At 68.5% G+C, this 14477-nt stretch carries 11 protein-coding genes; 6 read left to right on the top strand and 5 right to left on the bottom strand.

Translation table 11 applies throughout. The annotated features are described in order from the left end of the window. The first annotated feature begins 46 nt into the window (after nucleotides 1–46). The 6 genes from ppx to POS15_RS13590 all read left to right on the top strand — a co-directional run bounded on the left by ppx (nucleotide 47) and on the right by POS15_RS13590 (nucleotide 8919). Nucleotides 47–1573, top strand: a complete 1527-nt coding sequence (gene ppx / locus POS15_RS13565) for an exopolyphosphatase (protein WP_019185818.1) — start codon at nucleotides 47–49, stop codon at nucleotides 1571–1573. 230 nt (nucleotides 1574–1803) lie between these two features. Then, nucleotides 1804–4713 carry a TonB-dependent receptor gene (locus tag POS15_RS13570; RefSeq protein ID WP_284128307.1) on the top strand — a complete coding sequence of 970 codons (2910 nt, stop codon included), beginning with the start codon at nucleotides 1804–1806 and terminating at the stop codon, nucleotides 4711–4713. A 147-nt stretch (nucleotides 4714–4860) separates the two neighbouring features. After that, nucleotides 4861–6000, top strand: a complete 1140-nt coding sequence (locus tag POS15_RS13575; RefSeq protein WP_284128308.1) for a glycosyltransferase family 1 protein — start codon at nucleotides 4861–4863, stop codon at nucleotides 5998–6000. Continuing rightward, nucleotides 5981–6514 (top strand): phosphatase PAP2 family protein, encoded by a 534-nt coding sequence (locus tag POS15_RS13580; RefSeq protein WP_019185821.1) that lies wholly within the window; start codon nucleotides 5981–5983, stop codon nucleotides 6512–6514. Before POS15_RS13575 ends, POS15_RS13580 begins: the two co-directional genes overlap by 20 nt. An 86-nt stretch (nucleotides 6515–6600) precedes the next feature. Then, nucleotides 6601–7344: a UDP-2,3-diacylglucosamine diphosphatase gene (lpxH, locus tag POS15_RS13585; protein ID WP_046272389.1), complete on the top strand. Its 744-nt coding sequence runs from the start codon at nucleotides 6601–6603 to the stop codon at nucleotides 7342–7344. 87 nt (nucleotides 7345–7431) lie between these two features. Beyond that, nucleotides 7432–8919 (top strand): DUF2235 domain-containing protein, encoded by a 1488-nt coding sequence (locus tag POS15_RS13590; RefSeq protein WP_284128309.1) that lies wholly within the window; start codon nucleotides 7432–7434, stop codon nucleotides 8917–8919. On the opposite strand, the gene POS15_RS13595 is transcribed toward POS15_RS13590, so the two are convergent. The 5 genes from POS15_RS13595 to folC form a co-directional block, all read right to left on the bottom strand. Further along, nucleotides 8892–9752, bottom strand: a complete 861-nt coding sequence (locus POS15_RS13595) for a ferritin-like domain-containing protein (RefSeq protein ID WP_046272391.1) — start codon at nucleotides 9750–9752, stop codon at nucleotides 8892–8894. The two genes, POS15_RS13590 and POS15_RS13595, sit on opposite strands and share 28 nt — an antisense overlap. Nucleotides 9753–9761: 9 nt before the next feature. Beyond that, complete coding sequence (gene purF / locus POS15_RS13600; protein WP_284128310.1) at nucleotides 9762–11228, bottom strand: amidophosphoribosyltransferase; 1467 nt, start codon at nucleotides 11226–11228, stop codon at nucleotides 9762–9764. 30 nt (nucleotides 11229–11258) lie between these two features. After that, the gene (locus POS15_RS13605; RefSeq protein WP_019185826.1) at nucleotides 11259–11990 is read right to left on the bottom strand and encodes a CvpA family protein; all 732 of its coding nucleotides are present in this window, start codon (nucleotides 11988–11990) and stop codon (nucleotides 11259–11261) included. A gap of 58 nt (nucleotides 11991–12048) precedes the next feature. After that, nucleotides 12049–13077, bottom strand: a complete 1029-nt coding sequence (locus POS15_RS13610; RefSeq protein WP_046272392.1) for an SPOR domain-containing protein — start codon at nucleotides 13075–13077, stop codon at nucleotides 12049–12051. Between the two features lie 98 nt (nucleotides 13078–13175). Then, nucleotides 13176–14453, bottom strand: a complete 1278-nt coding sequence (gene folC / locus POS15_RS13615) for a bifunctional tetrahydrofolate synthase/dihydrofolate synthase (RefSeq protein ID WP_284128311.1) — start codon at nucleotides 14451–14453, stop codon at nucleotides 13176–13178. Nucleotides 14454–14477: the final 24 nt, after the last annotated feature.

Consider the following 14477-nt stretch of genomic DNA (forward strand, 5'->3'; position numbering starts at 1 on the left):
GGGCGCGCGGTGACTTCGCGACCCACCGTTCGGCTAACATTCGCAAATGCCGCATACCTCCACGACACCGCCCGCCCTGCAGGATGGCGACCTGCTCGCCGCCATCGACCTGGGATCCAACAGCTTCCACATGGTCATCGCGCGATACACCCTCGGGCAGTTGCGTGTGGTCGACCGCCTGCGCGAGACCGTACGCATGGCCGACGGCCTGGATGGCAAGGGCGGCCTGTCCGCCGAAGCCCGCCAGCGCGCGCTGGAATGCCTGGCCCGGTTCGGCCAGCGCATCCGCGCGATCCCCTCGGTGCGGGTCCGCGCCCTGGCCACCAATACGGTCCGCCAGCTGCGCTCGCCGCAGGCCTTCCTGATGCCGGCCGAAACCGCGCTCGGGCATGCCATCGAAGTGGTCAGCGGCCGCGAGGAGGCCCGCCTGATCTACCTGGGCGTGGCCCATGCGCAGCCGCCCAAGCCGGACCAGCGCCGGCTGGTGATCGACATCGGTGGCGGCTCCACGGAGTTCATCATCGGCCAGGGCATGCAGACCCTGGAGCGCGAAAGCCTGCAGGCCGGCTGCATCGCCAGCACGCGGCGCTTCTTCCCCGGCGGCAAGCTGAGCAAGAAGCGCTGGAAGGACGCACTGACCGAGATCGGCGCGGAGTTCCAGCAGTTCGCCAACAAGTACCGCGCGCTGGGCTGGCACGAAGCGCTGGGCTCGTCGGGCACGCACAAGGCGATCAGCGAAATCTGCGCCACCATGAAGCTCAGCAAGGGCGCGATCACCGCCGAGGCCTTGCCGCAGCTGCGCGATGAGCTGCTCAAGGCCAAGCGCATCGAAGACATCAATCTGCCGGGGCTGTCCGCGGATCGCCGCCCGATCATCGCCGGCGGCATCCTGGTGCTCGAGGCGGCCTTCCAGGCGCTGGGGCTGCAGAAGCTGCTGGTGAGCAAGGCGGCGATGCGCGAAGGCATCCTGTACGACATCCTCGGCCGCGCCAGCGAGAACGACCTGCGCGACGAGTCGGTCGCGGCCCTGACCCAGCGCTACGGCATCGATACCGTCCAGGCCGATCGCGTGGAGAACACCGCGATGAACCTGCTGGCCCAGGTCGAGGAAAGCTGGCAGCTGGACCCGGACGATGCGCGCATGCTCGGCTGGTCCGCGCGCCTGCACGAGCTTGGCCTGATGATCGCGCACAGCGGTTACCACGTGCATGGCAGCTACGTGCTGGAGAACTCGGACATCGCCGGCTTCTCGCGGCAGGAACAGCAGCTGCTCGCCGCGCTCGTGCGCAGCCATCGCCGCAATATTTCCAAGTCCGCCTTCGATGCGCTGCCCGAGCGTCTGCTGCAACCGGCACGGCGCATGACCGCCCTGTTGCGCCTGGCAGTGCTGCTCAACCGCGCGCACGAAGACACGCCGATGCCGAAGCTGGAATTGACCGCCGAGGACGCGCGCCTGTCGTTGATCCTGCCGCAGGCGTACATCGATGCGCGTCCGCTGCTGCGTGCGGACCTGATCGGGGAAACCGAAGGCATGGCCGGGCTCGGTGTGCAGTTCCGCCCCTTTGTTGCCTGACGCTTTCTACCCGCTTCCAAACGTGCGTCTGCAGCAATTCGTGGACTGAATTCGCAGAACGCACGGCCCATGACGTATTTGTGAGAACGCCCTCACATGTCCTTCATGAACGATTAACGAATCGATCTACTCTCGGGACACCGGCCTTCATTGGGCTGGATTTTTGAAGAAGGCGGTACTTGGGTCCGCCGACTTCTTGGACGTCGTTCCGATTAGAGAGAGAGTCGATCATGTCTTCATCCACTACCCCGCTGGGGCAGGCGATCCGCCTGGCCCTGGTCGCCGGCACCGCTGGCCTGGCTTCCACCGCCGTCCTCGCCCAGGACGCCACCCCGACCACCCTGGACCGCATCGAGATCACCGGCTCGCGCATCCGCCAGGTCGATGTCGAGTCCGCCCAGCCGGTGCTCGCGATCAGCCGCGCCGACATCGAGCGGCAGGGCTTCAGTTCAGTTGCCGACATCCTGCAGAACCTGACCGCGGTCGGCAGCCCGGCGCTGAGCCGCTCCAACGTGCTCGCTGCCGGCGAAAATGCCGGCGGCACCTACATCGACATGCGCAACCTGGGCGCGCAACGCACTCTGGTGCTGATCAACGGCAAGCGTCTGGGCATCAATACCGGCGGCTACCAGGACATCTCCAGCGTGCCGGTCTCGGCGATCGAACGCATGGAGGTGCTGAAGGATGGCGCCTCGGCGATCTATGGCTCGGACGCCATGGCCGGCGTGATCAACATCATCACCCGCAGCAACGTCAGCGGCGTGACCGCCAACGTCTACCAGGGCCAGTACAGCGAGGGTGATGGCGCGCGCACCAGTGTCGATGTGGTGGCCGGCTGGTCCAACGACCGCGCCTCGTTGACCTTCTCGGCCGAGCACACCGAAGAGAAGGGCGTCTGGGCACGCAACCGCTGGTTCAGCGAATTCCCGAACACCACCCGCCACCCCGGCGACAACTGGACCCAGCTCAGCCAGTGGGGCCAGATCACTGGCCTGAGGGGCCCGGGCTGCACCGCCGCGGCGGGCTGCAATTATTCGCTGGACCGCGGCGCCGACCCGACCAACCCGGCCAACTACCATCTCAGCGATCTGACCCCGTTCACCGGTGATGTCAGCAACGCACAGGAGCAGATGCACCTGATCTCGCCGCTCAAGCGCGATTCGCTGTTCCTCGATGGCCGCCTGGACCTGACCGATGACATCCGCCTGACCACCCAGCTGGGCTACAACAAGCGCACCTCCACGCGCCAGGTGGCCGGCTATCCGCTGCAGTCCGCCACCGCCGGTATCGGGCGGATGTCGGCCGACAGCTGGTTCAATCCGTTCGGCAACCACCACGGCTATGACACCCCCACCGACATCGCCTGGAACCGCCGCGCCTGGGAGGTTCCGCGGGTCAGCACCAGCGAGCTGACCACCTGGCGCGCCGTTGCCGCGCTGGAAGGCAGCTTCGAGGTGGGCGAGCGGTACTTCGATTGGGAAGTGGGCTACCAGTACAACCGCAGCGAACTGCTGCAGCGGTCGACCGGCAATCTGCACAAGGAACGGGTCAAGAACGCGGTCGGCCCGTCGTATTACAACGAGGCCACCGGCAAGGTGGAATGTGGCGTCCCGGGCGCACCGATCGCGGGCTGCATGCCGTGGAACCCGCTGGCGCCGTATGGCAGCAACGACCCCAATGGGCTGAGCGGCAACCAGGCCCTGATCGACCATCTGTTCCCGCCGGAAATCACGCGCGGCAAGACCACCACCCGCAATGCGTTCGCCAGCATCGCCGGTACGGTGATGACCCTGCCGGCCGGTGATCTGGGCTTCGCCTTCGGCGTGGAAACGCGCAAGGAGGCCGGTGAGTTCATCCCCGATGCGCTGGCCCAGAGCGGTGCCACCACCAACCTGGCCGCCGGCCCGACCGGGGGCGGCTACAAGGTCAATGAGGCCTACCTGGAGCTGAGCGTGCCGATCCTGGCCGACCTGCCGGGTGCGCGCGAGCTGAGCCTGAGCGCCGCCACCCGCCACTCGGACTACAGCACCTTCGGCACCACCCTCAACAGCAAGTTCGGCTTCAAGTGGAAGCCGATCGAGCAGTTGCTGGTGCGCGGCACGTGGGCGCAGGGCTTCCGCGCGCCGACCATCTCCGATCTGTATGGCGGCGGTTCGGAAACCTTCACCACCGGCTACCGTGACCCCTGCGACACCGTCTACGGGGCCTCGGCCAGCAGTGCCGAGGTGCGCGCCCGGTGCGCCGCCGACATCGCCAATGCCGACGCCTACCGCCAGCTGCGCCAGGGCGGCGTGCCGATCACCAGCAGCAGCGACCAGACCCCGGTGCCGTTCACCAACGGCTCCAACCCTGACCTGCAGCCGGAAACCTCGACCAGCCGCACGCTGGGCCTGGTCTGGAGCCCGTCCTTCGTGCCCCACCTCAACGTGGCGCTGGACTGGTGGAAGGTCCGCATCGACAACACCATCGTCAACGATCACCCCAACGACATGCTGCGCGACTGCTATGAGCAGGGCATCACCTCGCGCTGCAGCGGCTTCACCCGCGACCCGGTCACCGGCATCGTGGACCAGTTGACGTACGGCAGGCGCAACTCCGGTTTCCTGGAAACCGAAGGTTACGACCTGGAGCTGAGCCACCACCTGGATACCCGCCATGGCAAGTTGAGCACCGGGTGGACGACGACCTATGTCAGTTCCTACCTCGAGCGCACCACCAACGACGCTGACGTGGTGCCCGAAACGAAAAACGGCATCGGCAGCGGCTTCCGCGTGCGCTCCAACCTGACCCTGGGCTGGGACGTGGGCAACTTCGGCGCCAGCTGGACCGCCCGCTACTACTCCGGCGTCAAGGAACGCTGCATCAATGCACGAGCCCGACCGGACGAGTGCTCCGACCCCGGCGTGCAGGCCCCGTGGTATGCCGGCTCGCGTGACTACAACGAGCGCGGCTCGGTCACCTTCCACGACGTGCAGTTCCGCTACTCCCTGCCTTGGGACGCGACCGTCTCGGTCGGTGCCAACAACGTGTTCGAGAAGTACGGCCCGATCATGTACACCCAGCCGAACTCGGCCTTCTCGTACTACGGCGGTTACGACATCGGCCGCTTCCTGTACATGAAGTACCAGCAGCGTTTCTGATCGCCGCCCGGTAACCTCGCTCGATCACCACGGCCCTTCGGGGCCGTGGTGTTTTTCTGCCGGCGTGCGCGTCATGCCGGCGTCATACGGCGGTCATGTCGGCTACATCGCCCGGCCCCAGCATGCGTGGCATACCGGAGGCCCGCCATGCGCTATGCCATCGTCACCGAAACCTATCCCCCGGAAGTCAACGGCGTCGCCCTGACCGTGCAGGGCCTGGAACTGGGGCTGCGTGCCGCCGGCCACCAGGTGGATCTGGTCCGGCCCCGGCAACCGTCCGATGTGGACGCCGCCGAAGGCACCGTCCTGGTCACCGGCGCCAACCTGCCGCGCTACCCCGGCCTGCGCTTCGGCCTGCCCGCGCCCGCCCGTTTGAGCCGCCAGTGGCAGCAGCAGCGGCCGGACGCGATCTACATCGCCACGGAAGGCCCACTGGGCTGGTCGGCACTGCGCACCGCGCGACGCCTCGGCATTCCGGTCGCGACCGGCTTCCATACCCGCTTTGACGAGTACCTGCCCGACTACGGCGTGGCCTGGCTGCAGGCCGCCGCGCTGCGCTGGATGCGCCGCTTCCACAACCAGGCCGATGCGACGCTGGTGCCGACCCATGAGCTGCAGCAGTTCCTCGGCGAACAGGGCTTCGACCGCGTCCGTCTGCTGGCGCGCGCGGTGGACAGCAGCCAGTTCGAACCCGAGCGGCGCGACCCGGCGCTGCGCGAGGAATGGGGCATCGACGGCAACGGATTCGCGGCGATCCATGTCGGCCGCATCGCCCCGGAGAAGAATCTCGGGCTGGCGGTCAAAGCGTTCCGCCGCCTGCAGCAGGTACGCCCGAAGGCGCGCTTCATCTTCGTCGGCGATGGCCCAGCGCGCGCCAGGCTGGCCCACGACAACCCGGACTTCATCTTCTGCGGCGTGCAGCGCGGCGACGCGCTGGCGCGGCATTTCGCCAGCGGCGATCTGTTCCTGTTCCCCAGCCGCAGCGAGACCTTCGGCAACGTGACCCTTGAAGCCATGGCCAGTGGACTGGCCACGGTGGCCTTCGACTACGGCGCCGCCCGCGAATACCTGCGTACCGATGAGAACGGCATCGCCGTGAATGACGACAGCGAGTTTGTGACCGCCGCCGTGCAGCTGGCCGGCGACGATACGTTGCGCCACCGGCTCGGCCGGAATGCCGCCACGGCGATGAAGCGCCTGCATCCGCAGCACGTGGTCGCCGAGTTCGATGCGCTGCTCGCTGAACTGGCCCACGCCCGGAGGGCACATGCCGACCACGCCGCTTGACGCCCTGCGTGGCCGCGAAACGCGCTGGTGCCGCCGCGCCAACCACTATTGCCGGCACCGCCGGATCCGCCATGCCTTCGCGGTGATCAGCCGCCTGGGCGATGGCGCCTTCTGGTACGCACTGATGGGTGCACTGGTGCTGCTGGATGGCTTGGATGGCCTGCGTGCCTCGCTGCACATGGCCGCCACCGGCTTGATGGCCCTGCTGCTGTACAAAGGCCTCAAACGCTGGACGCGACGCCCGCGGCCCTACGCCGCCGACCTGCGCATCCGCGCCTGGGTGGCGCCGCTGGACGAGTTCAGTTTCCCGTCCGGGCACACCCTGCACGCGGTGTCCTTCACGATCGTGGCACTGGCCTATTACCCGTGGCTGGCCCCGGTGCTGGTGCCCTTTACGATGCTGATCGGGCTGTCGCGGGTCGTGCTGGGGCTGCATTACCCCAGCGATGTGCTGGCCGCGACCGGGATTGCCGCCCTGCTGGCGGCGGCCAGCCTGCAGTGGCTGCCGCTGTAGCGGCCATGGGCCGTGCTGCGTTGACGCAGCCAGGCGCTTCACCCTGCAGCGATGCCTCGCCCGTGATCCCGTTTTACAATGCGTGCATGACCACGCTGTTCATCTCCGATCTGCACCTGGACCCGAGTCGTCCAGCCATCACCGACCTGTTCCTGGCGTTCCTGCGCGATGAAGCGATGCAGGCCGATGCCCTGTACATCCTGGGCGATCTGTTCGAAGCCTGGATCGGCGATGACACGCCCTCCCCGGCCGCCGATGCGGTCGCGGTCGCGCTGCATGCCGTGGCCGACGCCGGCGTGCCGGTGTACTTCATCCGAGGCAACCGCGATTTCCTGGTCGGCGAGGACTATGCGCGCCGCGCGGGATTCACGATCCTGCCCGACCCGAGTGTGATCGATCTGTACGGCCGCCCGGTGCTGCTGCAGCATGGCGACCTGCTGTGCACCGACGACATCGCTTACCAGCAGTTCCGCGCACAGACCCGCGACCCGGTGTTCCAGGCGCAGTTCCTGTCGCAGCCGCTGGCCGCGCGCATTGCCTTCGCGCAGAAGGCCCGCGATGCCAGCCAGGCGCGCCAGTCGGAAATGAAACAGGGTGACCGTGCCCAGTTCGAGACCGTCACCGATGTCGCGCCGGCGGAAGTGGACGCTACCTTCGGCCGCTACGGCGTGGACACCATGATCCACGGCCACACCCACCGCCCCGCCATCCATGCCCTGCAGGCCGGGGGCCGCGATTGCACGCGCATCGTGCTGGGCGACTGGTACGAACAGGGCTCGGTGCTGCGCGTCACCCCGGACGGCTGGACACTGGATTCGCTGGCGAGCTGACGCCGGCAGCGGCCCTGCCTGCCGTGCTGTTCCGGCGCGGGGCTTCCGCGCTACCTTAGCCGGGCATCCTCGGGGAACAGGGACGATATGGCGGTGGCAGCTACCCAACCGACGACGGCGCCGACGGTGTCGCTGCACATCGGCCTGTTCTTCGACGGCACCCGCAACAACGCCGACAACCTGCAGCGCGCCTCGCGCCCGCCCGGTGCCACCACGCCTGCGCCGCGCCCACCTGCGGTGGTCGCCGATGATGCCTCGCCGTACCAGAGCCGCTTGACCAGCAGTTACAGCAACGGCCTGACCAACATCGCGCGGCTGCACGCCTTGTACCCGGACCATCGGCAGCTGCCGCCGGCCGGAAGCACCCTCGCGCTGTCGATCTACATCGAAGGCGTGGGCACGCGTACCGGCGAGGAAGACGACCTGATGGGGCTGGCGTTCGGCATCGGACGCACCGGCGTACGCGCCAAGCGACGGCGCGCGCTGGAGCAGCTGCTGCCGGAGGCGCTGCGCCAGCTGGCCCGCGCGCAACCCGGTCATACCCTGGGCAGCGTGCGGGTGGATCTGTTCGGTTATTCGCGTGGCGCGGCCAGTGCACGCGACGTGGTGAACGTGCTCAATGCGCCCGCCGGTGCCGCGTGGCTGCGCGAACAGCTGGTGCGCTCGGGCTGGGCGCTGGCGCCGGGATTCCCCGCCACCGCGCGGCCGGTACGCTTCGTGGGGCTGCTCGATACCGTGGTGGCGATCGGCCGCCAGCACCGCGATGAGATGCCGGCGCTCGCGCTGCGCCCCGGCTGTGCGGACAAGGTGGTGCAGCTGGTCGCCCGCGATGAACACCGCGAGCATTTCGCGCTTACCAGCGTGGCGCCCGAGCACGAAGAGATCGCCCTGCCGGGCGTGCACGCCAACATTGGCGGCGGCTACGACCAGCGTATCGAAGGGCCCAAACTGCTGAGCCGCCCGCAGGGGCAGCTGCTGCGGGGTACCGGGCTGGCGCCAGGCGCCGTGCCGCCGCTGGCACTGCTGCGCGCGAGCACGGTCTACCGCACCGCGCAGGCAACCTGCCGCCGCTGGCAGCGCACGCTCGGCCTGGGCGATGACGCGATCTGGGTCGATGTCTGGCACCAGTGGCAGCAGCAGCGCATCGCCGGCAGCCGCACCGTGCTGCCGCAACTCACCCTGCGTGGGTACGCGGCGGTCGTCCTGCGCCGCGAGATCGATGCGCGCTACCAGTTCATCGCGTTGCGGCTGCTGCACCAGCGCGCCGCCGCGGCGGGCGTGGCGTGGACGACCTCGCCCGATCAGCTGCCTGCGCTGGCGTTGCCGATGGAGCTGCAACCGATCGCAGCGCGGCTGCTGGCCGGCCAGCCGCTGGACGCCGCGCAGGAGCTGCTGCTGCGCCAGCGCTACCTGATGCAGTCAGCACATTGGAACTTCGATGCATTGGGCGATACCGCGCTGCTCTACGCCGCCGATGAAGGCACCCGGGAGTTGCCGTATCGACCCGGGCCGGGCCTGTTCTACGTCAACCGGCCGACCGCGAGCGGTCAGCGCGTGGTGCTGGCCAACACCTGACCGCGCAGCTCGGTCTGTTCGATCAGCTCGGCCAGTTCTTCCTCATCAAAGCCAGCCAGCAGGCGCGCTTCGAGATTGAACGGGCCATAGAGGTAGCCGCCGGCGTATTCCTTCAGCAGCGCCATGAACCGCGGTCGCGGCTCGACGTTTTCACGCGTGCAGTACCAGCGGTACCAGCGCGAGCCGGCGGCCACGTGCGCCACTTCTTCGCGCAGGATGATCTCCAGCACATCGGCGGTGGCATGGTCGCCACCGGCACGCAGCTTCACGATCATCCCCGGGGTGACATCCAGCCCGCGCGCTTCGAGCACGCGCGGCACCAGCGCCATGCGCGCCAGCCCGTCGTGCGCGGTTTTCTCGCACATTTCCCACAGGCCGTTGTGTGCGTCGAAATCGCCGTACGCATAGCCATTGGCCTGCAGCCGATCGTGCAGCAGCATGAAGTGGCGCGATTCGTCATCGGCCACACTGACCCAGTCGGCATGGAACGACGTCGGCAGGCCGCGGAATCGGTAGACCGCATCCCAGGCCAGGTCGATCGCATTGAGTTCGATATGCGCGATGGCATGCACGAACGCGGCACGCCCCTCCACGCTGCCCAGGCCACGCCGCGGAAGATCGCGCGGGTGGACCAGGGTCGGCCTGGCCGGGCGCCCCGGCATCCGGATCGGCGCCGGTGGCGGCGCATCGGCCGGTGCCTTCAGGCGACCGGCGCGGAACTGCACGGCATAGTGCTGGGTCAAGGCAACCTTGCGCAGCGGATCCGGCTCGGCCAGGCACTGCTGCGCGGCCTGCAGCAGATCGCCGGCCGCGCTGTCCAACACATCACTCATGCCCGGCCCTCAGGCGCGACGCTTGTGCTTGGCATCGTCCGAACGCAGCTGCTGGATGCGCTCGAAATAGCCCGGCTCGATCCCGGTCGGGTAGACGCCGTTGAAGCACGAGGAATCGAACGACTTCAGCTCCGGATTGCCTTCGCTCACCGCCGCTTCCATGTCCTCGATGTCCTGGTAGATCAGCCAGTCGCAGCCCAGGTGCTTCTCGATTTCCTCGATGCTGCGATTGTGCGCGACCAGTTCTTCGGCCGCCGGCATGTCGATGCCGTAGATGTTCGGATAGCGCACCGGCGGCGCGGCGCTGGCCAGGTAGACCTTGCGGGCACCGGCGTCGCGCGCCATCTGCACGATCTGCTGGCTGGTGGTGCCGCGCACGATCGAGTCATCCACCAGCAGCACCACGCGGTTGCGGAACTCCAGGTGGATCGGGTTGAGCTTGCGGCGCACCGACTTCACGCGCTCGCCCTGGCCCGGCATGATGAAGGTGCGGCCGATGTAGCGGTTCTTGATGAAGCCTTCGCGGTACTTCACCCCGAGGGTGTTGGAGATCTCCAGCGCGGCATCGCGCGAGGTATCCGGGATCGGGATGATGGTGTCGATGTCGTGGTCCGGGCGCAGGCGCAGGATCTTCTCGCCCAGCTTGATGCCCATGCGCATGCGCGCCTTGTGCACCGACACGTTGTCGATCATCGAATCCGGGCGCGCGAAGTACACGTACTCGAAGATGCACGGGCTGTGCTCGACCGGCTCGGCGCAGACTTCGGAGAACAGCTCGCCGCGCGCGGTGATGACCAGCGCTTCACCCGGGCGCACGTCGCGCACGCGCTGGAAGCCGAGCACGTCCAGGGCGGCCGATTCGGAGGCCACGATGTATTCATCGCCTTCGGCGTGGGCGCGCTTGCCCAGTACCAGCGGGCGGATGCCATGCGGATCGCGGAAGGCCACCAGGCCCAGGCCCAGCACCACGCTGATCACCGCATAGCCACCCTTGACCCGGCGGTGCACGGCGGCCACGGCGCGGATCGCCGCTTCCGGGGTCAGCTGGCGCTGCGCGTCCAGTTCGAAGGCGAACACGTTCAGCAGCACTTCGCTGTCCGAATCGGTGTTGACGTTGCGGCGGTCCTGCTCGAACACCTGCTGGCGCAGGGCTTCGGTATTGATCAGGTTGCCGTTGTGGGCCAGCGCGATGCCGTACGGCGAGTTCACGTAGAACGGCTGCGCCTCGTCCATGCCTTCCGAACCGGCGGTGGGATAGCGCACGTGCGCGATGCCGACGCGGCCTTCCAGCGTGGACATCCGCTTGGAATCGAACACATCACGCACCAGGCCATTGGCCTTCTGCACGCGCAGGCGGGTGCCATCGGCGGTGGCGATGCCGGCCGCGTCCTGGCCACGATGCTGGAGGACGGTCAGGCCGTCATACAACTGCCCGGCGACGTTCTGGTTGCCGACGATTCCGACGATGCCACACATGGTGCGAGTTCTCCGCTGGGCTGCGCCCATCTACAGTGAAGGTGGCCGTGCCTGGCCGGGGGTACCGTTCCGTGCCGGAGCGGTGTCGTCCGGACGCGGGTGCGCCGGCTCGATATTGACTGGCAGTGTGGAAGCCGGCCCGCGCGCCGCAGCGTCGGCAGGTGCCGTCTCCCTCCCCTCGTCAACGGGACGCGGCCATCCGCGCCCTGCCACTACCTCGCCAAGGACGCCATTATCGCCTGTCGCGAGCGGCTTGCCCAAATCCATCGTCGGCAGTTGCGGCAGATTCACCTCCGGCAACGCCATCTCGGGCAGCTGCGCCTGCATCCAGCGCACGCCCGGCTGCAGCAGCGGGCGCACCTGCGAAGTCTGCCAGGCCGGCTCCTGCGGCAACGGTGTGAAGGCGGCCAGCATCAGCAGCACGCAGCCCAGGAAGGCGCCCCGGACCAGGCCCAGCGCGCCGCCCAGCACGCGGTCGGCGCCCGTCAGGCAGGTGACCTTCACGGCGGCCTTGATCAGCATGCCGATCAGGCCCACCGCGATCATGACGATCAGGAACACCCCCAGATAGCCGGCAACATAGTGGCCGGTGCCCGGTTCCAGGGGGGCGGCCCACCAGTGCGCCGCGTCGTTGCCGAACAGGAATGCGGCCCAGCCGGCCAGCAGCCAGGACAGCGTGCCGACCACGATCCCGACGAAGCCGCGCATCAGCCCCAGCAGGACCGAGGCGCCGATCAGGACCAGCAGGACGATGTCGATCATGCCGTCAGGCCGCGCGGCAGGCGCCGTCCAGCAGATGCGGGGCGGCGCAGGTCAGGCATCAGGGATGCGGGCGGACCATGCCGGCCACGCCGACCTTGGCGGCGACCTGGGCCTTGAGGTTCTCGGCATCGGCGCGGTTGGCGACCGGCCCGACGCGGACCCGGTTGAGGGTGCCCTTGTCGGTACGGACCTGCTCCACGAAGGCGCTGAAGCCGGCGGCGCGGACTTTGTCGCGCAGCGCGTTGGCTTCGGTGGCCTGGCCAAAGGCACCCAGCTGCACGGCGAAGCCGACGCTGCTGGCCGCCGGGGCCGCCGGGGCAGCAGGCGCCGCAGCGGCAGCTTCGGGCTTGGGTGCCGGTGCCGGCTTGGGTTCGGGCTTGGGCGCGGCCGGCTTCGGTTCCGGCTTGGCGGCCGCGACCGGTTCGGCCGGCAGGGATTCGGTTTTCACCGTGTTGCCCGATGGCGCGGCGGCGGCGCTGGAGGCCGGCGGTGCAGCCGAGGGAGTCGGTGCGGTGGCGGCCGGGGTCGCGGCAACCGCGGTGTCGGCGCGCGCATCGAGGGTGATCACCTCGGCCTTGACGTCGTTGCGCACCTTGACCGCCTGCAGGCGGCCCGCTTCGGCCAGCGCGCGGTCGGCGTAGGGGCCCACGCGCACGCGCCAGGCCTGGCGACCGTTGATCGTGGCCGGCTCGCGGAAGCCCGCCAGCTGGGCACTCTTCAACGAGGCGATGACGCGGTCGGCATCGGCTTCGCTGGCGTAGGCGCCAAAGCTCACGGCGTAGTTGCCGGCGGCCACGGCCGGCGAGGTATCGGCCGCGGCCGGATCGGCGGCGACGGCAGCGCTGTCGGCCAGCGGCTGGGTGGTCGATGCCCCGCTCTGCAGGCCGGTGGCACCACCGGTCGGTGCAACCAGCGGCAGCTCGCGGGTTTCGAACTGACCGTCCGATGGCGCGGCCGGTGCGCTGATCGGCACGTTGGCGACACCACTGTCAGGTGCGGGACCCTTGACCAGCATGGGCAGGAAAATCACGGCCAACGCCACCAGGACGATGGCACCAATCAGTCGCTGTTTCAGAGGAGTATCCACGTGAAGGCAGGCAGGCGGCGCGGCGGAATGCCACGGCGATTATACGGGTGCGCGCGTGTGCGGCGGCTGATGCGGCTGAACGGCGCCGCAAAGCGCCCTCAGGCGCCGGGGTCGAGCGTCTGCAGCGCCTGTGCGGCGGTATGGAAGGAGCCGAACACCAGCACGCGGTCGCCGGCGTTGGCCTGCGTCACGGCATGCTGCAGGGCCTCCACGACGGTCGCGTGCGGCGTTGCGGCGGCCGCACCGGTACCAGCCAGGCGTGCCTGCAGTTCCGCGGCACTCTGCGCACGCGCGCCCTCCAGGCCGGCCAGATGCCACTGCTGGACCTGATCGGCCAAGGCATCCACGACACCGGCAGCATCCTTGTCCTGCAGGGCAGCGAACACGGCGATGGTGCTGCCGGTGACGGGACTGGCCTTCAGCGCCGCCGCCAGCTCACGAGCAGCCTGCGGGTTGTGGCCGACATCGACCAGCACCTCCACACCATCACGATCGAAGGATTGCAGGCGGCCACGGATGCGCGCGGCCGCCACGCCCTCGATGAAGGCGGTGCGCGGCAGCGGGCGATCCAGGGCACGCAGCGCGGCAATCGCGGTGGCGGCATTGGCGCGCTGGATCGGGCCACGCAGGGCCGGGTGCGGCAGTTCAAGCCGGAAGCCGACATCACGCCAGCGCCAGCGTTCGCCATCGATGGCCTCGGCGAAGAAGTCGCTGCCGCCGCGGATGGCATTGGCCCCGAGCAGGTAGGCACGCGCGAGCACGCTCGAGGGCGGATCGATTTCGCCCAGGATGACCGGCTTCCAGCCCCGGATGATGCCGGCCTTCTCGGTGCCGATCGCTTCGCGGTCCTCGCCCAGCCAATCGCTGTGATCGATGTCCACGGTGGTGATCACCGCCACGTCGCCATCGACGATGTTCACCGCATCCAGGCGCCCGCCGAGGCCGACTTCAAGCACGGCCAGATCCAGCCCGGCCTGTGCGAACAGATGCAGCGCGGCCAGGGTGCCGTACTCGAAATAGGTGAGCGTGGTATCGCCGCGCGCGTCTTCGATGGCGTTGAAGGCGGCCATCAGTTCGTCATCGCTGGCGTCGTGCCCATCGATGCGCACACGCTCGTTGTAGCGCAGCAGGTGCGGCGAGGTGTACGCGCCGACCTTCCAGCCGGCCGCACGGGCGATCGCCTCGATGAAGGCAACCGTGGAGCCCTTGCCGTTGGTGCCCCCGACCACGATGCTGCGCTCGGCCGGTGCGCCCAGCTCCATCGCCTGCGCCACGGTACGCACCCGGTCCAGCCCCATGTCGATGGTGGCGGGGTGCTGCTGCTCGATGTAGCCGAGCCAGTCGGAAAGGGTTTGCGGGCGGGCGGTGGTGGTCATGGTCGTTGGATCGGAATCGTTGGG

Source organism: Stenotrophomonas sp. BIO128-Bstrain, from assembly GCF_030128875.1.
Taxonomy (GTDB): Bacteria; Pseudomonadota; Gammaproteobacteria; order Xanthomonadales; family Xanthomonadaceae; genus Stenotrophomonas; species Stenotrophomonas bentonitica_A.

What these genes read in the sequence shown, in the direction of transcription:
- ppx (WP_019185818.1), top strand. Translation starts at nt 47, where the DNA reads ATGCCGCATACCTCCACGACACCGCCCGCCCTGCAGGATGGCGACCTG.
- POS15_RS13570 (WP_284128307.1), top strand. Translation starts at nt 1,804, where the DNA reads ATGTCTTCATCCACTACCCCGCTGGGGCAGGCGATCCGCCTGGCCCTG.
- POS15_RS13575 (WP_284128308.1), top strand. Translation starts at nt 4,861, where the DNA reads ATGCGCTATGCCATCGTCACCGAAACCTATCCCCCGGAAGTCAACGGC.
- POS15_RS13580 (WP_019185821.1), top strand. Translation starts at nt 5,981, where the DNA reads ATGCCGACCACGCCGCTTGACGCCCTGCGTGGCCGCGAAACGCGCTGG.
- lpxH (WP_046272389.1), top strand. Translation starts at nt 6,601, where the DNA reads ATGACCACGCTGTTCATCTCCGATCTGCACCTGGACCCGAGTCGTCCA.
- POS15_RS13590 (WP_284128309.1), top strand. Translation starts at nt 7,432, where the DNA reads ATGGCGGTGGCAGCTACCCAACCGACGACGGCGCCGACGGTGTCGCTG.
- POS15_RS13595 (WP_046272391.1), bottom strand. Translation starts at nt 9,752, where the DNA reads ATGAGTGATGTGTTGGACAGCGCGGCCGGCGATCTGCTGCAGGCCGCG.
- purF (WP_284128310.1), bottom strand. Translation starts at nt 11,228, where the DNA reads ATGTGTGGCATCGTCGGAATCGTCGGCAACCAGAACGTCGCCGGGCAG.
- POS15_RS13605 (WP_019185826.1), bottom strand. Translation starts at nt 11,990, where the DNA reads ATGATCGACATCGTCCTGCTGGTCCTGATCGGCGCCTCGGTCCTGCTG.
- folC (WP_284128311.1), bottom strand. Translation starts at nt 14,453, where the DNA reads ATGACCACCACCGCCCGCCCGCAAACCCTTTCCGACTGGCTCGGCTAC.